12 protein-coding genes are annotated in these 20568 nt (G+C 58.2%); 10 read left to right on the top strand and 2 right to left on the bottom strand.

Annotated features, from left to right (window positions below):
- Nucleotides 1–500: 500 nt before the first annotated feature.
- Both GFN93_RS14170 and GFN93_RS14165 read right to left on the bottom strand, forming a co-directional pair.
- Entirely contained in the window at nt 501–2546 is a 2046-nt protein-coding gene (locus tag GFN93_RS14170; RefSeq protein ID WP_235901859.1) for a TonB-dependent receptor family protein, read from the bottom strand.
- Nucleotides 2547–3590: 1044 nt separating this feature from the next.
- Nucleotides 3591–4523, bottom strand: a complete 933-nt coding sequence (locus GFN93_RS14165) for a metal-dependent hydrolase (RefSeq protein WP_153501671.1) — start codon at nt 4521–4523, stop codon at nt 3591–3593.
- Nucleotides 4524–4860: 337 nt separating this feature from the next.
- On the opposite strand from GFN93_RS14165, the gene pbpC reads away from it, so the two are divergent.
- The 10 genes from pbpC to tviB all read left to right on the top strand — a co-directional run bounded on the left by pbpC (nt 4861) and on the right by tviB (nt 20473).
- Nucleotides 4861–7188 (top strand): penicillin-binding protein 1C, encoded by a 2328-nt coding sequence (gene pbpC / locus GFN93_RS14160; RefSeq protein WP_153501670.1) that lies wholly within the window; start codon nt 4861–4863, stop codon nt 7186–7188.
- Nucleotides 7189–8593: 1405 nt separating this feature from the next.
- Complete coding sequence (locus GFN93_RS14155; RefSeq protein WP_153501669.1) at nt 8594–10867, top strand: molybdopterin-dependent oxidoreductase; 2274 nt, start codon at nt 8594–8596, stop codon at nt 10865–10867.
- 629 nt (nt 10868–11496) lie between these two features.
- Nucleotides 11497–11664 carry a hypothetical protein gene (locus GFN93_RS14150; RefSeq protein WP_153501668.1) on the top strand — a complete coding sequence of 56 codons (168 nt, stop codon included), beginning with the start codon at nt 11497–11499 and terminating at the stop codon, nt 11662–11664.
- A 45-nt stretch (nt 11665–11709) separates the two neighbouring features.
- Entirely contained in the window at nt 11710–12153 is a 444-nt protein-coding gene (locus tag GFN93_RS14145) for an REP-associated tyrosine transposase (protein WP_153501667.1), read from the top strand.
- Between the two features lie 161 nt (nt 12154–12314).
- A complete protein-coding gene (locus tag GFN93_RS14140; RefSeq protein ID WP_153501666.1) occupies nt 12315–12845 on the top strand; it encodes a lipocalin family protein in 531 nt (176 codons plus the stop codon).
- 312 nt (nt 12846–13157) lie between these two features.
- Nucleotides 13158–14690 carry a capsule assembly Wzi family protein gene (locus GFN93_RS14135; RefSeq protein ID WP_153501665.1) on the top strand — a complete coding sequence of 511 codons (1533 nt, stop codon included), beginning with the start codon at nt 13158–13160 and terminating at the stop codon, nt 14688–14690.
- A gap of 24 nt (nt 14691–14714) precedes the next feature.
- A complete protein-coding gene (locus GFN93_RS14130; protein WP_153501664.1) occupies nt 14715–15845 on the top strand; it encodes a polysaccharide export protein in 1131 nt (376 codons plus the stop codon).
- Nucleotides 15845–16273: an arsenate reductase/protein-tyrosine-phosphatase family protein gene (locus GFN93_RS14125; protein ID WP_153501663.1), complete on the top strand. Its 429-nt coding sequence runs from the start codon at nt 15845–15847 to the stop codon at nt 16271–16273. Before GFN93_RS14130 ends, GFN93_RS14125 begins: the two co-directional genes overlap by 1 nt.
- A gap of 216 nt (nt 16274–16489) precedes the next feature.
- Complete coding sequence (locus GFN93_RS14120) at nt 16490–18700, top strand: polysaccharide biosynthesis tyrosine autokinase (RefSeq protein WP_235901857.1); 2211 nt, start codon at nt 16490–16492, stop codon at nt 18698–18700.
- Between the two features lie 498 nt (nt 18701–19198).
- Nucleotides 19199–20473, top strand: a complete 1275-nt coding sequence (gene tviB, locus GFN93_RS14115) for a Vi polysaccharide biosynthesis UDP-N-acetylglucosamine C-6 dehydrogenase TviB (RefSeq protein ID WP_153501662.1) — start codon at nt 19199–19201, stop codon at nt 20471–20473.
- The last annotated feature ends 95 nt before the right edge of the window (nt 20474–20568 follow it).

The following is a 20568-nucleotide window of genomic DNA, read 5'->3' as shown; positions in this document are numbered from 1 at the left end:
TGGGAACTTGCCTGCAAGCGAACCCCCTCCGCCAGCAGCAAGACACCACCGGTGCATTCCCCGTAGGAGCCCATGCTTGCATGGCGATGTCCCGCCGCAGCCCGATCGCCATGCAAGCATAGCTCCTACGAAAGCAACGCCTGGCCCAGCGCACCCCCAGGCGCGCCCTGCGCCTTGGGGTAGACTTGCACGAGAAACCCACCGCCAGCAGCAAGACACCACCGGTGCATCCCCCGTAGGAGCCCATGCTTGCATGGCGATGTCCCGCCGCCGCCAGATCGCCATGCGAGCATAGCCCCTACAAAAGCAACGCCCAGCCCAGCGCACCCCCAGGCGCGCCCTGCGCCTTGGGGTAGACTTGCACGAGAAACCCACCGCCAGCAGCAAGACACCACCGGTGCATCCCCCGTAGGAGCCCATGCTTGCATGGCGATGTCCCGCCGCCGCCAGATCGCCATGCGAGCATAGCTCCTACAAATACAACGCCCAGCCCTGTGTCTTCACCACCCAACCGAAAGCCCCGCGTAATAACCGGTGCCGGGCCCGGGCTCAAAATAGCCACGCGCCTCAACGGGGCGATCACTATTGGCGTTGATGCGCAAGTTGCTGATGTAATCCCGATCAAGCAGGTTGGTGATGCCGGTGAACAGCGTGAGAGTCTGTTGCTGACGCTGCCATTCACGGCCCAGCCTCACATTCACGATCATCTCGCTGCCCACCCGTGTGACATTGGTGTTTTCCGCATAGCGGTGGGAGCTGAACAGCCCTTCAAGTGCTGCGAAGAAACCCGTCTCGGCCTGCCATTTCGCCAGGCCATAGAGATGATGTTCAGGAAGGCCGGGCAGGCGATTACCCCTGACATCAGCATTCTGCTGGGTATCGAAAAACTCCTGGAAACGGAAATCCGACCAGGTCCAGGAGAGGGCTAGTGTGAGCCGTTCAGTGGTGGCATGTTCCAGCCCCAGCTCGATCCCGTCACGCCGGGTTTCGCCAGCATTCTGGTAAAAAGTTCGTCCGCCCAGTTCATAAGGGGTGATTTCGTCTTCCACGTCTACCCGGAACAGGGCAGCTTCATAAAACAGACGCTCTGTCAGTGTGCCACGGGCACCCAGCTCCAGATTCAATGCGGTTTGTGGGTCGAGCGCCGGGTTAAAGCCGCCTGCGCCGGAAGGGTTCGCCAGTTCGGTAAGGGTGGGGCTTTCAAACGCTGAACTGACGGTGCTGTACAGCGTATGGGCAGAGCTGGCGTGCCACGTCAGGCCTGCGCTGTAGCTGACTTCATCAAAGTCACGATGGCCGCTGTCGTCACCATCGTCGAGCAGGTGATCCTCAATGCGCATGCGTAACCGGTCCGCCCTGGTACCCACGGTCAGCATGATCTGGTCAGAGAGATGGCTGTCCAGTTGAAGAAAAAAGCCAGTGGCGGTGGCGAGCTGATCCTCGTCTGCGGTCAGCGCAGTTACGGCGCCGTCCGTGTCGACAGCCCGACGCCCCCGCGCATCCTCTTGCCTGTCCGCATCCAGCCCCACCAGTAAGCGGTGTGGTTGTGCAAAGAGGCTGAAGGGCAGCGTGTAGTCCAGCCGGGCGCCATAGAACAGCCGGTCATAATCAATCAGGCTGCTGCCGGGGAACGGGAGCTGCTGGCGGAAGTCCCGCTGGCTGACAAAGGTGCGGGCATTGAGCAAGCCGCCACCCAGGGCGGCATCCCGGTAGTGGAGCCCCAGCCGCTGCTGGTCTACCGCCTGACCGGCGTCCAGTGGTGTGGCGAACCGACTGGCCTGATCGGGATCCTCGCGCACCTGCTGCCGGGTGAGTCCGCCGGGGTCATTGGCCATAGGGGTGTCCATGGCGGTCAGCAGCAGGGTCAGGGAACGTGCTTCAGGCAGTTGCCAGCCACTCTGGGCAGTGAGCTGGTATTTACGCACTTCGCTCTGCTCGCGATAACCGTCGTATCCCAGTGCGGTGAGGCTGAACCCATGGTGGCCCTTCTGGCGTTGCCCACGGGCCTGCACATTGGCTTGCCGAAACTCGTTGCCCCCGCCAATCACCGTCGCGCTGGCCGAGTCAGTCCAGGGCGCGCTAAAGGTAGTGATGTCGACGACCCCGCCGGTGGCATTGCCATAGAACAGTGAGCTGGGCCCACGCAGCACAGCAACGCTGTCCACCGTGAACAGATCAATGCTGTCCAGCTGGGACTGGCCATCGGGCAAGGTTTCTGGAAAGCCGTCCACGTTGAGCCTCAGCCCGCGCACCCCAAACGGAGCCCGAGAGCCAAACCCCCGTGAGGACAGCCGCAGCCCTTGGGCAAAGTTATAGCGATTCTGGACAAAGAGGCCGGGCACCCGGTTCAGGCTTTCGTCCAGTTGCAGATGGGGTTGGCCCTGTTGGGCATCGTGACTGTCCACCAGCGTGAGGGCGGCAGGCGTATCCGCCAGCGGCCGTTCCATACGCGTGCTGGTCACGGTGACGGTATCCAGCGTGATGGAATCGGCGAACGCCGCGAGCGGTAAAAACAATGGCAGAGCAGTAAAACGCAAAGGCTTCATGTAAGACATCCGTGGCTACTGATGTTGTACATGACCAGACTCGTGAAGCAAATGGGGGAGGGTAGAAGTGGGTGAGGGTTGCGGGTGTCCAGAGGCAACATCTCAACCTCGCCAGCCGGATCTCCCACAACAGCAAGCCACTACCAACGCATCACCGTAGGGGCCCATGCTTGCATGGCGATCCCCGCCGCTGCCAGATCGCCATGCAAGCATAGCTCCTACAAAAGCAACGCCCTGCTCAGCGCGCCTTCAGGAGCTGCACAAGAAACCCATCTCCAGCAAGCTGTCTCCCACAACAGCAAGACACTACCAACGCATCACCGTAGGGGCCTATGCTTGCATGGCGTTCCCCCGCCGCCGCCAGATCGCCATGCAAGCATGGCTCCTACAAAAGCAACGCCCAGCCCAACGCGCCTCCAGGAGCTGCACAAGAAACCCATCTCCAGCAAGCTGTCTCCCACAGCAGCAAGCCACCACCCACGCACCCGTCGTAGGAGCCCATGTTTGCATGGCGATCCCCCGCCGTCGCCAGATCGCCATGCAAGCATAGCTCCTACAAAAGCAACGCCCAGCTCAGCGCGCCTTCAGGAGCTGCACAAGAAACCCATCTCCAGCAAGCTGTCTCCCACATCAGCAAGGCACCACCGGTGCATCCCCCGTAGGAGCCCATGTTTGCATGGCGATCCCCCGCCGTCGCCAGATCGCCATGCAAGCATAGCTCCTACAAAAGCAACGCCCAGCTCAGCGCGCCTTCAGGAGCTGCACAAGAAACCCATCTCCAGCAAGCTGTCTCCCACATCAGCAAGGCACCACCGGTGCATCCCCCGTAGGAGCCCATGCTTGCATGGCGATCACCCACGCATCGACTCACCGCCAACACGTAATCTCGTACCAGAAAGCGGGTAATTGAGACGGTTTGGATCTTTGATTTTCGAAACTCGAAACTCGAAACTCGCCATTACTCCCATAGACAAAAAGCCGCACAAGGCGGCTTTCGGTTCTGCTTTTCCTGGTGGCTAATAGCTAACCACTCGAAGCTGCTTTTCAATGCAGCTTCTTTTTCTTCTTTTGGCTTGCCTGCGCGTGCTGCTCGGTGAGCATGCCCTCGGCACCGAACAGGCGCTCGCGCCATTCATCCAGCAGCGCGTCTGTGTCGTGCTGGGACGGATGGAAGCCGGGCTTGAAGAAGTCCAGATACTGTGGCCACAGTTTGGTGAACAGACCCTGGCGACCAAACAGGAATTTCACCCCTTTCCAGTTGTTGCGAAGGTCCAGCAGCTTGCCGTCGGCGGCCAGCATCTGCGCCTGGAAAACACCAATCACGGCAAAGAAAATCACGGTGGTAGGAATCATGGTGCCGGCACGGAGCAAGTAGTTACCGCTGACTTTCTCGTATACATCATAGGCCACGGTCTTGTGCTCGTTCTCTTCCAGAGCGTGCCAAAGCCACAGTTTCAGGGTTTCCGGGTCAGCCAGTTCGCGATGGGACTCGTCCCGCAGTAGCTGCTCGGCAATGATTGCGGTGTAATGCTCCAGGCTGACTGTGGCGGACAACTGGAAAATCTTCGGGGTGTACTTCTTCACTGCCCCCAGCAGCTTGCCCAGCGTCTTGTCGAGTTTCTCGGTCGGATAACCGAATTTCTGACCCAGCTCGTTCCAGGCTTCATGCTCCTTGCTGTGCATGGCCTCCTGGCCGATGAACCCGGCGACCTGGGCTTTCAGAGTGGAGTCGGTAATGTCCTTACGGTAGTGACGTACCGCCTGAACAAAGAAATCTTCCCCTTCAGGAAACAGGGTGGAGAGGGTGATCCAGAAGGCACTCAGGAAAGGGTCATCTGCGTAGAAGTAGCGCTTGGCAGTCTTCTCGTCGAAGGAGAAGTCCAGACGACGGGGCGGGATGTTAACCGTGGCACCCAGCGGTACTTTCTCAGCCTGCTTCTCATTCTGCTTGATGGTGGTGGTAGCTGTTGTTGTCATAAATCCTCCTGGTCCGCGGTCTACGTAACCGCTCAATGCCTCAATGTGACATTATTCAATGTAAAGATAGTGTCAATTCAGGGAGGAGGGGTAATTGGCGCATTGGCTGCCCTGACAGGGCGCCAATGCCAGTAAACAAAAGGGGGTGTTTTGTCCTGAGCGGCTGTGCGCCATGGCGACGCCAGCCTCGCTGATGCCGATGCCGATGCTGATGCTGAATCGACTTCGGTCTGAGCGCGGCGATAACTGGATTTAGGTGAACGATGGCCTTTTTGCTATATTCCCCCCCCCCCAACCCTGTACAGAGTCCGACCCGCGGACGGAGTCCCACGGTAAAATGACCTCTTGCTGGCGATTTGCCCGTGTCTTGCTGCTGCTTTCGCTGATTTCCCTGCTGGCGATGCTGCAATTCTGGCCCTTGCCCGACCGTCTCCAAAACACGCCCTTTGCCACGCTGATGCTGGATCGGCAGGGCCGTATGCTGGATGCCCGCATTGCGGCAGACCAGCAATGGCGTTTTGTGCCGGTGACCACCTTGCCTGAGAAATACCGCCGGGCACTGCTGCAGTTCGAAGATCGGCGATTCCAGTGGCACCCGGGTATTGATCCACTTGCGATTGGACGGGCCGCCTGGCTGAACATGAAAGCGGGCAGGGTGGTCAGTGGTGGCTCGACTCTGACCATGCAGCTCGCGCGATTATTGCGCGATGACCCACCGCGCACCCTCAGCGAAAAAGCCCGCGAAGCCGCGCTTGCCTTGCAGCTGGAGTGGCGCTTCAGTAAGGATGAAATCCTTACCCAGTACGCCAGCCGTGCGCCTTTTGGTGGCAATACGGTGGGGCTTCGCGCTGCGTCCTGGCGTTACTTTCAGCGTGAACCCGATGCGCTTAGCTGGGCGGAAGCTGCCTTGCTGGCGGTGCTGCCCAATGCGCCGTCCTGGATCCACCCCGGTCGAAACCGGGAGCGCCTGAAGGAAAAGCGCAACCGCTTGCTGGTCAGCTTGCACGGCAATGGGCAGCTGGATGACAGGGATCTGCAGCTGGCACTGCTCGAACCCCTGCCCGCGCCACCTCAGGCCCTGCCAGCCCTGGCTCCCCACCTGATGAACACCCTGCAGAAAGCCGGGCATGGCAAATTATTGCAAACGACACTGGATGCAGACCTGCAGCAGCGCGTGCTATCTCTGGCACGGCAACATGGTGAGCGTCTCGAGAGAGAAGGTGTCCATAACCTGGCAGTGGTTGTGATCGATCATCACCAGCAGGAAACCCGCGCCTATATTGGCAATGTGACCCACGGCAATGCAGCAGAATATGGCGCGGCTGTGGATATCGCTGCCTCACCGCGCTCGACGGGCAGTATTCTCAAGCCACTGCTCTACGGTCTGATGTTGGACGATGGCCTGCTGTTACCGCAGACCCTGGTACCGGATTTGCCTACCAATTACGGCGGCTTCAGCCCGGAAAATCATGATCGCAGCTATCGCGGGGCGGTGCCCGCCCACGAGGCCTTGAGTCAGTCCCTGAATATCCCTGCTGTGCGTATGTTGCGTGCCTATGGGGGAGGACGCTTCCACAGCTCGCTTCAGCGCATGGGCATGAGCACCCTGTTCCGGCCGGCAGAGGATTACGGCCTGACCCTGATCCTGGGTGGTGCAGAGGGGCGGCTGGATGAGGTCACCGCCATCTATGCCCGGCTCATGGCCGCGGCCAGTGGCAGAGCGCCGCGTGCGGTTGCTTCACTTTCATCAACGGCAACAGGTAGCGAAGCCGCCCCATTCATGCTCAGCTCTGGTGCCGCCTGGCTTACCCAGCAGGCGTTAAGGGATGTGGCGCGGCCAGGCACAGCAAGGCAATGGCGACAATTCAGCTCCAGCCAACCCATCGCCTGGAAAACCGGTACCAGCTATGGCCTGCGCGATGCCTGGGCGGTGGGGAGCAACGGGCGATACAGTGTTGGGGTATGGGCGGGTAACGGGAACGGTGAGCCCGCCCCCAGCCTGGGCGGAGCAGCCACCGCTGCGCCTCTGATGCTGGACGTATTCAGCTTGCTGGGGCCGGCGTCGTGGCCGGAAGCGCCGTTGTCTGAACTGAAAACCGTGCAAGTGTGTGCGGACGATGGCTATCTGGCTGGTGGCCAATGCGAAACCCGGGCACAGCTGGCACCCAGGCAAAGTCACTTCCAGACGGTCACCCCCCATCATGTCAGGGTTCACCTGGATGGCAACGGCCAGCGCGTCCACAGCGGCTGTGAGCCGGTGGCGGCCATGCAACACCGCGACTGGTTTGTGCTTCCCCCTGCACAGGCCTGGTTTTATCGTCGCTATCACCCTGACTATCGCCCGTTACCGGCATGGCGAAAGGACTGCGTGGCAGGCGCTCTGGCGTTGCAAAGTGAACCGCCCATGGCACTGGTCTACCCCCATGCTGGAAGTGCTATCTATATTCCCACCGAACTCTCCGGCACCTTGGGCCGGGCGGTGTTTCGGGCGGTGCATCAAAGCCCGTCAGCCACGCTGTATTGGCATCTGGATGACCACTTTATGGGGGAGACCAGCCACTTCCATGAGAAAGCCATCGTGGCCGATCCCGGCTGGCATACCCTTACCCTGATCGACCAGCAGGGCTTCCGCCTGCGCCAACGATTCAAAGTGCTCGGACGCTAAACCCAAGAAACCAACGGCACAAACCTTTCCCCTGCAGGACCAGTGCGAAGCGAAGGAACGCACGCAGTGCGGCAGCTTGCCTGCAAGCGAAAACGATCCCTTGGTGCCAGTTTGAAACCCGGTTGGCCAATACCTTCTTCTCATACGCAGTGGGAACGCTTATCCGGAGCCAAATTGGCTCACAAACGCGTGTTTCACAGAGCAAATCAGACGGCCCATGGGCCATACAGTCTGTATCCACAGCCCGGAAACTATCCACGGGAGCTGTGGATAACACTGTTAGGGAATGCCGGATAAGCTTCTCTAGCCCTTTAAATATGCAGGGTGTGGCGGTTTGAGTGGTTTTTCATCAGATGCTTTTCACTGCAGTTAGGCGGTGGAAAAGGGTTGATCAATAAGTCATCAGAAAGCGTGCACAAATCCTGTGGATAAAAATGTTGATAAGCTGGCGACAACCGGCTGTAGCCCAGTGATAACGGCGCTTCTCGCATTTTGATCCTTTTTTGTTCGCTGAATAAAATCTCTCCATTTCAATAGGTTAGGGCTTGAAATTTGGTTCAGAAGTTGTGACGACCAGGTGACAGGAATATGACTGAGGGCAAACTGCCATTGTGCAAAACTGTCAAGCAAGTATTGCGTCTGGTGCTAAGAAAACGCCAATTTGGTTATGACGCTGTTGACAAGAAATGGTTTTCCACAGCTTCTGTGGATATCTCTGTGTATAGGTGAACGAATACAGTTAAAAAACACGGTAAATTCTGGCCCGATGACGAAGTGGTTAAAAAATAATCAATAAATAAAAGTGTTTAATATCATTGGGTTACTTTGATTTTTGTGCGTATTTCACACGCTCGTCACAATTTGAAATCATAAAAAGCCCATTGACAGATATCTGTGAACAAAATTGGGGCGCACGAGCGTTACCGAGGGTGACACTCTTTTTGGCTTGTGCATAAAGCAGGCCAACCATTGGGCTAAGCGAAGATTTTTATAGCGCCGATGACCGACAGAAGAGCAATTTTCATTAATAAGCGGTTTTATGCACAGCGCACCACGATGGACTTGGGGCAACCGGGCTTTGTCTGGTTGCCTCAGTGAGTAAAGGCAGGCACGTTCGCGTTGGCGATGTGCTTCATTGGTCTCGCTGGTGGGCCTACCGCTTAACTGAATGGCCAGGGGCAAGGCTGGAGCCATTAGCCCCGCCTCGTTGGAGACGGGCAAATGCTTCCGGCGGGATGTCCTTTCGCGCCATGAATGCGTTATTTGCCGGACTCATGCCCAGCAACATGGCATCCTCTTTGCACCTCTGGTATCAAGGTAGTTTGAATCGATAAGAGCCCGGCAGGGACGCCATCATATTCCCTGTTCGTGCTCGATGCCCCAGCAGCTGACAACGAGGTCAAGGATGAAAACCACTCATTTCCACACATGTAACCTGTGTGAGGCCATGTGCGGCATCGAGATTGAACACCGCGGCGATGAAATCATTGCTATTCGTGGAGACAAGGACGATCCGTTCAGCCGTGGACATATCTGTCCCAAGGCGGTTGCCCTGCAGGACCTGCACCAGGACCCGGACCGACTCCGCCATCCGGTAAAGCGCACGATTGATGGCTGGGTGCCGATTAGCTGGGATGAAGCGCTGGATGAAACGGCCCGTCGTCTTCACGAAGTGCAACAACGCCATGGCCGTAATTCGGTAGCAACCTATTTTGGTAATCCGACCGCACACAATCACGGTGCCTTGTTTACGCTGTTGCAATTCCAGCAGGCTCTGCATACCCGCCAACGCTATAGCGCGACGTCTGCCGACCAGTTACCTCATCAACTGGCTGCCTGGCAGTTGTTTGGCAATCAGCTGATGTTTCCCATCCCTGACATCGATCACACAGACTACTTCTTGGTGATCGGCGGGAATCCGCTGGCATCAAATGGTTCGATCATGACCGTGCCGGACGTGAAGAACCGCTTCAAGGATTTGAAGAAACGCGGCGGCAAACTGGTGGTCATTGATCCTCGCCTCACTGAAACCGCAGCGGTAGCCAGCGAGCATCACTTCATTCGCCCCGGTACCGACGTGTATCTGCTGCTGTCGATCATTCAGGTGCTCTTTAAAGAGCTGCTCGTTGCTCCCGGCAAGCTGGATAAATTGCTTGATGGCAAGTCCGATTTGCAGAAGCTCACCGAAAACTGGACGCCAGAAAAAGTCACTGAAGCAGTGGGTATCAGCCCAGAGGCAATCCGCAAGCTGGCCCGCGATATTGCGGCGGCGCCACGGGCGGCTATCTATGGCAGGGTAGGGCTGACTACCAGCCCGCACAGCACCTTAAGCGCCTGGTTGGTGTATGTGCTCAACATTATTACCGGAAACCTGGATCGCGAAGGCGGTGTCATGTTCTCCAAGCCGGCTTTCGATATCGTTGCGTTGGGCGCCCTTGGAGGAGAAGCGGGCAGCTTCGATCGTTACCGCAGCAGGGTACATGGTTACCCTGAGTTTTCCGGTGAATTCCCGGTGACGACGCTGGCGGATGAAATGCTCACCCCGGGCCAGGGGCAGGTGAAGGCGTTTGTGACCCATGCCGGCAACCCGGTGTTGTCTTGTCCTGATGGCGGCAAGCTGGATACCGCCCTTGAAGGGCTGGAATTCATGGTCAGCATTGATCTCTACATCAATGAAACCTCACGCCACGCCAATATCATCCTGCCGCCTACCGGGCAGCTGGAGCATGGCCAGTTTGATCCGATCTTTCAGGCCGTGGCGGTGCGTAACGTGGTGAAGTACACCCCGCCGGCGTTTGATAAACCGGAAGGTGCATTGCATGACTGGGAGATTCTTAACGGGCTGGCCACACGCCTGAAACGACTGAAGGCGCAAACCCGGCGAGAGCGGTTGCAGATTGCGGCGTCAGACCGCTTTATGCGGCGGATCAAAGACACAGGAATCATTGATCTTGGCCTACGGCTTGGGCCGTACGGCACCGGCGGAAAGGTGATGGCGGCGCTCAAGAAAGATGGCCTGCACACCTTGCCCCAGCAGGCCTGGAAGTTACTGCGTGGCAAGCAGAAAGGGCTCACCCTGCAGACCCTTAAAGACAACCCCCATGGGGTGGATCTGGGTCCACTGCAACCTGCGCTGCCGGAGCGTCTCTTTACCCGCGATCAACGCATTAACCTGGTGCCTGCGCTGTATTTCCGCGCGCTACAGGGCCTGCCAGTACCCAAGACGCCCAAGCCTGATGAAATGCTTATCATTGGTCGCCGTCATATCCGCAGCAACAACTCCTGGATGCACAACAGCCAGCGCCTCGTGAAAGGGAAGGGGCGGTGCAATGTGCTGATTCACTCCCAGGATGCCGAACGCCTGGGTGTTGTGGAAGGCGATGACCTGGTGCTGAGCAGTGACGCGGGTAGCATCACGCTGCCGGTATGGGTGGCCGATGACATTATGCCCGGCGTGATCAGTGTCCCTCACGGCTGGGGACATGATCGCCAGGGCGTGCAGCTGGATGTGGCCCGTCGCACTGGCGGCGCCAGCATCAACGATGTGCTGACCAGCAAGCGGGTCGAGTCAGTGACGGCCATGGCCCAGCTGAACGGTGTGCCTGTGAAAGTTGAGGCGGCGGCGAAGCCCAAGCCGAAACCCCGCAGCAAGCCGAAGAAGGCTGTCGCTGACGCCTGATACTTGATATTGGATTGCCTGCGAGCATCGCTCCTGCGATTGATATCCCTGCAGGGGCCTGTTCGCATGGCGAATCCGTATTCCTGGCTGCATTACCCCGCGCCTCAGAAAGCAACGCCTCAATATCTGGCACAGGCCTGCCTTTCGTAGGAGCTATGCTCGCATGGCGATCAACCCCGGGCATCGCCAACCCAAACGCACCCACTCAACCTGTGCGTTAAAACGTCTTCTACGGTTTTTCCCGGCGGTAAAGCATCGCCATGGCAAGCATCGGCTCCTACAAAACCCGGCCAAGGCGCTGGCGGGTTAGACAGCCGGTCAATGAGCACAGAGCGATTCAGCAACCAAACCCTATCATTCTGGCGCAGGCCTGCCCTTCGTAGGAGCCATGCTCGCATGGCGATCCCCCACGGACATCGCCAACCCAAACGGCCCTCTCAACCTGTGCGTTAAAACGTTTTCTACGGTTTTCCCGACGGTAAAGCATCGCCATGGCAAGCATCGGCTCCTACAAAATCTGGCCAAAGCTAGCGGGTTGGACATCCGGTTAATGATGCTCAGAACCATTGAGCAACCAACACTCTCAAACCTGACGCAGGCCTTTCCTTCTTCGTAGGAGCTATGCTCGCATGGCGATCCTGCCGCAGGCAGAGGGCGCAAGCCCGCTTGTTCTCAATACCGGAACCGCCCTTGAAGTTTCAGCCCGCGTGGCGGGACAACCCTCCAAGCTGCTCACCTACAGAAAACAAAGCACTTCGCTGACGTCATTTGACGCCATCACGGACGACGACTTCTGATATCGCTGATTTCTGTCCGTGACTCTGAGCCACACACTCGGATGCATGAAAACAGAACATCAAAGCCAGAACCTGCGAAAAGGGCGGGTCTCCCAGCCATATCAGGCCTACCTGGTCACCATTGCGACCCGGCACCGCTATCCCTTTTTTGAAGATCACGGTCGGGCGCGGCTGGTGGGCAGAATAATGACCGATCTTGAGTCGCTCGGTGCCTGCCATAACTGGTGCTACGTGGTCATGCCTGATCACTGCCACTGGATGTTTTCCCTGAAGCAGCGCTATTCCCTGGACCAGACCGTCCGAATGCTGAAAAGCAAAACCTCCCGGCTGGCGGGGTTATCTCTGTGGCAAAAGGGATTCCATGATCACGCCCTTCGGCAGGAGACTGACCTGCTGCCCACCGCCCGATACGTCATTGCCAACCCGCTGCGCGCAGGACTTGTCGAGCGGGTGGGGGATTACCCCTACTGGAACGCGGCGTGGTTGTGAGGTGGGTTGATCGCCATGCAAGCATAGCTCCTACGAAAGGCGTCGCACTCATTGTAGGAGCCATGCTTGCATGGCGATCCGGCCGCAGGCCGCGGGCGGTAGCCCCTTCACCCCGTCTTGTCCTGTGTAGCGCAATACTGGTGAAACTGTTGGAGCTTACTATGCGCTGGATATTGCTAATCGCGAGTCTGTTTATGTTGCAAGCCTGTCAATCTCTTCCTGAAGATCCCATTAACGTGGCGAACCCGTTCGACCTGGATCGGTTCATGGGCGATTGGTATGTGATTGCAAACATTCCCACCCTCCCTGAAAAGGGCGCTCACAATGCCATGGAAAGCTACACACGGATCGGCCCCAACAAGGTCGCCACCACCTTCACCTTCCGCAAGAACAGCTTTAATGGTGAGTTCAAGCAGATGACGCCCACCGGCTTTGTGAGTCCGGAAAACCCGGCCATCTGGGGGATGCGCTTCATCTGGCCCTTCAAGGCTGATTATCGGGTGATCTACGTGGATGACGACTACCAATACACCGTAATTGGCAGACAAAAGCGGGATTACCTGTGGATCATGGCTCGCCAGCCGCAGATCAATGTAGAAGCGCTCGAGAAGCTGAAGCGAGTGGCCAAGGATCAGGGCTACAGCCTCGAGAGCCTCCAGATGGTTCCCCAGCAATGGCCTGAGCCCAACTAGCTGAATGGCGTTGCCCCGGCATTGGCGATCACGCCGGGCAGCCTTCAGCACTTCCCGGCAGCCCCGCCAATGGCTCCTCCAAGGTCCAGTCTCGCCGTGATTTTGAGCACTGGCCCAGTGAATGATCCCCACCTTTAGGCACCTCATCCCTCACCTAGGGGATGACACGTTTCGACTCTGAATTTGTTTCAGATATTCCCGGTAAACCATTCGCATTCCCGTAAACACTCTGTAAAATGCGGCTTCTTGTCATATAGATGACAAAAATTTGCCGCCATAATGCGACCCTTCAGTCGTAACCATCAGGATAGGATGTCCTTTGTGAGAGTACCCCGTCGCGCACGCTACTGGATCGCAACCCTTTTAGGGTTGGGTGTGTCCGGCGCCCATGCGGCCAGTCCCTGGGTACCCACCGGCGATCTCACCGCCCGGCATCACATCGAAACCCTGCAAACCCAGGGCTGCCTCAACGGCCTGACCCTCACCTGGCCCATGAGCTGGGCGGCGGTAATGAAAGCGGCACGCCAGGCGCAGGCCAGGCTGCCGGAAGCCCAGGCGCAAGCCTGTGCCAGTAGCTCACACTTTCAATACCTGCAGGCTGGCCATGACGCCGCCCGCGCCAATACCCGGGGGGTATCTATCACCCTCGGTGGCGCCAATCAGGAACCGCTCTACACCAGCTTCGACAGCCAGCCGGAAGACACCTTCACCGGCCAGTTGGCCCTGTACGGCACCGGCGAACACTGGTCCGGGCGGCTGGCCGTGAGTTACGCCGATGGCGAGCGTGACGATCAGCACCTGCGCTTCGATGACTCCTACCTCGCTGCCGTCATGGGCAACTGGCAGCTGGGCGTGGGCGCGGTAGACCGCTGGTGGGGGCCGGGCTGGCAAAGCTCTCTGGCGCTCTCCAACAACGCCCGCCCGGTACCCGGCGTGTGGCTGTCCCGCCATGTGCTTGCTGCGCCGGAAAGTCCGTGGCTACGCTGGATTGGCCCCTGGGACTTGCAGGTCATCGCCGGCCAGCTGGAAGAGGATCGCGCCATCCCCGATGCCAAGTTGCTGGGAGCGCGTTTTGTCTTCAAGCCACTGGATTCCCTGCAGATTGGCCTCTCACGTCTCGCCCAATGGGGCGGGGAAGGGCGGCCACAGGACATGAAGGCCTTCTGGAATGCCTTTATAGGCAGGGATAACGGCGAAACCAGCGGCCTGGAACCGGACGAAGATCCCAGCAACCAGATTGCCGGGTTCGATTTCCGTCTCTCCATGGCGCCGGGTCACATCCCCATGGGGCTTTACGGCCAGTTCATGGGCGAAGACGAAGCCGGCAATCTGCCCTCCAAATTCGATGCCCTGGCAGGCCTCGATATGGTCACCGGCATCGGCAAGGGCACCCAGCGCTGGTTTGTCGAAGCCACCGAAACCGTGGCCGGCAGCTGGATCAGCGAGCGCCGCTATAACACCATGTACGAACACGGCACCTACCAGAGTGGTTTTCGTTACCACGGCCGTAATCTGGCCAGCACCTGGGAAGGTGACGCCCGCGCGGTGACCCTGGGTATTCAGCAGTACTTCACCAACAACCTGACCATCGCCCTGAATCTCAGCCAGGCGACGCTCAATAAGGAAGGTGTGATTCGTGCTGTGGTACCAGACGGCGGTGCCGCAATCCTGCAATCTGTCGAGGAGCAGGATGTGGCACTGGCGGAAATGCGTATTGGCCACCCCCTGCTGGGTGGAACGGCCCACTGGCTTCTCTCCGCCAGTGATGAGCCCATTGTGACTCCCTTTGAAGAACGTGAACGCTGGACTGCCGGGCTACAGTGGACCCGGGATTTTGCGTGGTAATCCATAAAGATAATGAAGACTGCAATGAACGCATTGGTTAAAGGTTTGTTGGTTTCCGGTTTCGTCCTGATGGCAGGCTGCACCCTTGTGCCCGGCTCCCACATCTCGCCAAACCAGGGCTGGTTCCAGGATGATGACGGCAGCGACGATGCCGAGCCGCTGCCCGATACGGTGAAAGTCCACGCCATCACCACCAATATCCTGCGTCAGGAACAGCAGCACAAGCCTGAGCCCGCCAGCGAGCTGCTGTCCGAACCCGAATCCTATGATTACGTGGTCGGCATCGGGGATGTACTGCAAATCACCGTTTGGGATCACCCGGAACTCACCATCCCTGCAGGCTCCATGCGCAGCCCCTCGGAATCCGGTAACTGGGTGCATAACGACGGCAACATCTTTTATCCCTATGTGGGCAAGATTCAGGTAGAAGGCCTGCGTGTTACCGAAATCCGGGATCTGATCGCCAGCCGAATTGCCGAATACATTGAAAACCCGCAGGTAGATGTCACCGTAGCAGCGTTTCGCAGCCAAAAGGTTTACGTCACTGGCGCCGTGAAACAGCCCGGTGCCTATCCTGTTACCAACGTGCCCCTGCGACTTCTGGATGCCGTGAATGCTTCCGGTGGCGTCACCGAATTTGCCGACTGGACTGATGTCACCCTCACCCGGGAAAGCAAGGAATATCGTCTGTCCCTGCGCGCCGTCTACCAGGAAGGCAACCCGGCCCACAATGTACTGCTGAAAGAAGGCGACGTAGTGCATGTGGCCAGCAACGCTGACAACAAGGTCTTTGTCATGGGCGAAGTCATGCAAGCCCAACCGGTACCCATGACCCGCAATGGCCTGAGTCTGGTGGAAGCCTTGTCTGCCAGCGGCGGCTACAACCAGGAAATCGCTGACGCCTCCGGCATCTTCGTGGTCCGTCGCGCCCCGCCAGGCAGCGAGCATCTGGTCGATCTGTATCAACTCAACGCCAAAGACGCCACCGCCCTGATTCTGGCCGACAGCTTCCCGCTGCAACGCCGCGACATCGTCTATGTCACCGCCGCGCCGCTGTCTCGCTGGAACCGGGTAGTGAAACAGATCCTGCCCACCTTCCAGACCATCTACTATGGTGCGCTGGCAACAGACCGTGTACGGGATCTGGACGAATAATGTTTAACCGTATTCTGGTGGTCTGCGATGGCAACATCTGCCGCAGCCCCACCGTGGCCTTCATGCTGCAGGTTCTCAAGCCGGAAAAGACGATTTCGTCCGCGGGGCTGATCGGCCTGGTGGGGCAGGGCATGGAGCCCACCGCCCGAGCGGTGGCAGAAGACAATGGTCTGGTATGCGGCGAGCATACCGCCCGCAAGCTGAGTAGCGAGATCTGTCGCGATAGTGACCTGATCCTGGTCATGGAAAGCCGTCAGAAAGAACGCCTGGCGCAAAGTTACCCGGAAGCGAGCGGCAAAACCTTCCTGCTGAGCCACTGGAACGGCAAGCACGATATCCCGGACCCGTACAAACGCGGCCGTGACGCCTTTGAAAGGATCTACCCAATGATGCAGGCCGCCACACAGGCCTGGTCGGAAAAACTGTAGGGCAGCTGCGAGCGACTAGCTATGAGCTGCGAGGAAAAGACAAAACCCGTAGGAGCCCACTGTGCTCGTCAGGGTATAAGAGGCGAATTGGGCGGAAGCCCAGTCTTTGCTTTTCCTCAAAGCTCGTAGCTAGTGGCTCATAGCGTGAGGCCTGCAGCTTGAAAAAATCGCCTGCAGGCATACGCCTACGGGAAAAGACTAACGGATATCGATTGAATGGCAGACAACAGCAGCATGACACAACGCCAACATCAGGCTTCCGCTATGGCAGACGAAATCGACCTTCATCGCCTGTGGGGCCTGCTGGTAGACCACCGCTGGGTGATTATCGGCACCACCGTGCTGGCCTTTGTGCTTGGTGCCGCCTATGGCCTGCTCGCCACTCCCATCTATAAAGCCGATGCCTTGCTGCAAGTCGAAGACAAGCAGGGTGGGGTGCCCGGTTTCTCGGAACTGAACGAACTGTTCACCGAAGAATCCTCGGCCGATGCGGAAATCCAGATCATCCGCTCGCGGATGGTGCTGGGCCAGGTGATCGAACAGCTGCAGATGAATATCGAGGTAAAGCCGGATCGGTTGCCCCTGATCGGCAGCCTGGGCGCCGCGGCACCCGCAGCAGAATTCCTGCCCAAACCCCTGTTTGCCGGTTACCGTGACAGCGAAACCTTTGTCACCATCACACAGTTCAGCGTGCCGGAGAGTCTGCAGGGCAGAGCCTTCACCCTGATCGCCGAAAACGGCCAGCCCGCCCTGTACTTCAATGGTCAGATGGTGGGCACCGCTCCCCTGGGTACACCGATCAAAAGCGAAGATGGCCGAATTACCCTTGAGCTGGGCGAATGGCAATACGGCAACGAGCCGCTGGTTCTGGTTCAGCAGCCGATGGCAGAAGCCGTAAACCGGTTACGTAGTCGGCTTTCCATCAGCGAGCAAGGCAAGTCCACCGGCATCATGGCCATGGCCATCACCGGTTCCCACAAGGCTCGCATCCAGAAAATTCTCGATGCCATTTCGGAAACCTACCTGCTGCAGAATATCAAGCGCATGTCGGCCGAAGCGGAAAACAGCCTGAAGTTCCTTGATAACCAGCTGCCGGAAATCAAGGGCAAGCTCACCGAAGCCGAAGAGAAGCTCAACCAGTACCGGCTGGAAAGTGAATCCGTTGATCTCACCCTGGAAACCCAGTCCGTGCTGGAGCGCCTGGTTGCCATCGAAGCCAAGCTCAACGAGCTGAAAATCAAGGAAAGCGAAATTGCCGCCCGCTTTACCCGCGAGCACCCGGCCTACCGCACCCTCATTCAGCAGCGAGGCTCCCTGGAGCAGGAAAGGCAGCAGCTCAATAACCAGATCAAGGAGCTGCCGGAAACCCAGCAGGAAGTCCTGCGCCTGATGCGCGATGTGGAAGTGAATCAGGAAATTTATGTGGGCCTGCTCAACAAGGTGCAAGAGCTGCGCATCATGAAGGCGGGCACGGTAGGTAGCGTGCGCATTATCGATCAGGCCATGGTTCAGCCTGGGGCCGTCAAGCCGAAGAAGGCGCTCATCGCCATCCTGGCCGCCATGCTGGGGGCCATGGGCTCCATCGGCATTGTTCTGCTCAAGGCGGCCTTCAATAAAGGCATTGAAACCCCGGATCAGCTCGAAGAGCAGGGTATCTCCGTCTACGCCGCCGTGCCGATATCGGAGGCCCAGTCCAAAACCGATCGCCTTGCCCTGCTGCGCCGCAAACGCAAACAGGTGCAGAAAACCATCCCGCTGCTGGCGACAACCGTCCCCGAAGATCTGGCCGTAGAAGCTTTGCGCAGCCTGCGCACCAGCCTGCATTTCGCCATGCTGGAAGCCAACAACAAAGTACTGATGATTTCCGGCCCCAGCCCGGGGGTGGGGAAATCCTTTATCGCGGCCAATCTGGGGGCTGTGCTGGCGCAAGCGGGCCAGAAGGTCGTGATTGTGGATGCGGACCTGCGCAAAGGGCACATGCATCGCTACTTTGGCGGTGGCAATGAGAAAGGCCTGTCTGATTACCTTTCCGGCCAAGTTCAGCCGCAAGACATCCTCCAGGCAACGGCTACGGCAAATTTATCGTTCATTTCCCGTGGCCAGGTGCCGCCCAATCCTTCTGAATTGCTGATGCAAGCACGATTGAAACAACTGGTGGATACCCTGAGCAGCGAATACGACCTGGTGTTGATCGATACCCCGCCCATCCTGGCTGTTACCGATGCCGCCATCGTCGGCCAGCTGGCGGGCAGCAGCCTGCTGGTTACCCGCTATGGCATCAACAGCGTGAAGGAAGTGGATATTGCGCTCACGCGTTTTGCCCAGAACAAGGTGGAAATCAAAGGCGCCATCCTCAACTGCATGGAGCGCCGCGCCACCAACGAATACGGCTATTACGCCTACGAATACGGCAAAAGCAACGATTAAGGGAAAGCAGCTGCGAGCTTTGAGCTACGAGCTGCGAGGAAAAGACAGAACCGTAGGAGCCCTCTGTGCTCGTCAGGGTATGCCTGCAGGCAAAGGTTTTATGTAGGAGCGCCGCTTGAGGCGCGAACCGCCGAGGCGGGGCCCGAAGGGCCAGGTTTTCACCCGCACCAGCGGGTAAAGCAAACCCTTCGTCCCTCACCAAGCGCAGCGAAGGAACGCACGAAGTGCGGCCCCGAAGGGGTGAGCGCAGCGAATAACCGGAACTCCTACAAAGGGAAAAAACTTCGCTATGCTTGCATGGCGATTCGGGCGAAGCCCGAGGGCGGAAGCCCTGTTTTTTGCTTTTCCTCGAAGCTCGCAGCTCATAGCTAGTAGCTAGTAGCTTCACAGGATCGCCTGCAGGCAGGCTCCTACGGCGAAATTGGCGAGACCGGCGAAATCGGTAAGCTCGGCAACACAGAACACCAAACCAGCACCATAGCCGGACAGGACAGCGAAATGGAATTGGCAAACATCAAATTGGCCATCATCGGCCTGGGTTACGTGGGGTTACCTCTCGCCGTGGAATTCGGCAAGCACCGCGCGGTGGTGGGCTTCGACATCAACCAGTCGCGCATCGATGCCCTCAACGCGGGCCACGATGCTACCCTGGAAGTGGACAACGACGAACTGGCCAGCGCCAGCCAGCTTTCCTTCAGCGCCGATCCTGCCGCCCTGAACGACTGCAACGTCTACATCGTCACGGTGCCTACTCCCATCGATGAGCACAAACGCCCGGATCTCACCCCGCTGATCAAGGCTTCCGAAACCATCGGCAAAACGCTTAAGCGCGGCGACATCGTCATCTACGAATCGACCGTTTACCCCGGCGCCACTGAAGAAGATTGTGTTCCTGTACTGGAGCGAGTCTCCGGCCTTACCTTCAACAAGGATTTTTTTGCCGGCTACAGCCCGGAGCGCATCAACCCGGGCGACAAGGAGCACCGCGTCACCACCATCACCAAGGTGACCTCCGGCTCTACGCCTGAAATTGCCGAACTGGTCGATCAACTCTACGGCTCCATCATCGCCGCCGGCACCCACAAGGCCTCCAGCATCCGTGTAGCCGAAGCCGCCAAGGTAATCGAAAATACCCAGCGCGATCTCAACATCGCGCTGATCAACGAACTGTCCATGATCTTCACTCGAATGGGCATCGATACTGAAGAAGTGCTGCAAGCCGCCGGCACCAAATGGAACTTCCTGCCGTTCCGCCCCGGCCTGGTGGGCGGCCACTGCATCGGGGTAGACCCGTACTACCTCACCCACAAGGCTCAGGCCATTGGCTACCACCCGGAAATCATTCTCTCCGGCCGCCGCATCAACGACGGCATGGGCCGTCACGTGGCCAGCGAACTGGTAAAAGCCATGCTCAACCGCTGCATCCAGGTCAACGGTGCCCGGGTATTGGTCATGGGCCTTACCTTCAAAGAGAACTGCCCGGACCTGCGCAACACCCGTGTGGTGGATGTGGTGAATGAACTGCAGGACTACAACATCCAGGTCGATGTTCACGACCCCTGGATCAACCCGGCAGAATCCGAACACGAATACGGCATCACCCCGGTAGAAAAACCGGAGCAGGGCGCTTACGACGCTATCCTTCTGGCAGTAGGCCACAGCCAGTTCAAAGCCATGGGCGCACAGGACATCAGAGGTTTCGGCAAACCCGAACACATCCTCTACGACCTGAAATACACCCTGCCAAAGGAAGAGGTAGACCTGCGGCTGTAAAAGCAGCGATGAGCTATGAGCTACGAGCCACGAGGTTCAAGCTACAAGCTACAAGGAAAAGAAAGAACCGTAGGAGCCTGCCTGCAGGCGAAGAA

Origin of the sequence: Alcanivorax sediminis, from assembly GCF_009601165.1 — a bacterium.
GTDB lineage: Bacteria > Pseudomonadota > Gammaproteobacteria > Pseudomonadales > Alcanivoracaceae > Alcanivorax > Alcanivorax sediminis.
This window is presented reverse-complemented; position numbering and strand designations above follow the sequence as displayed.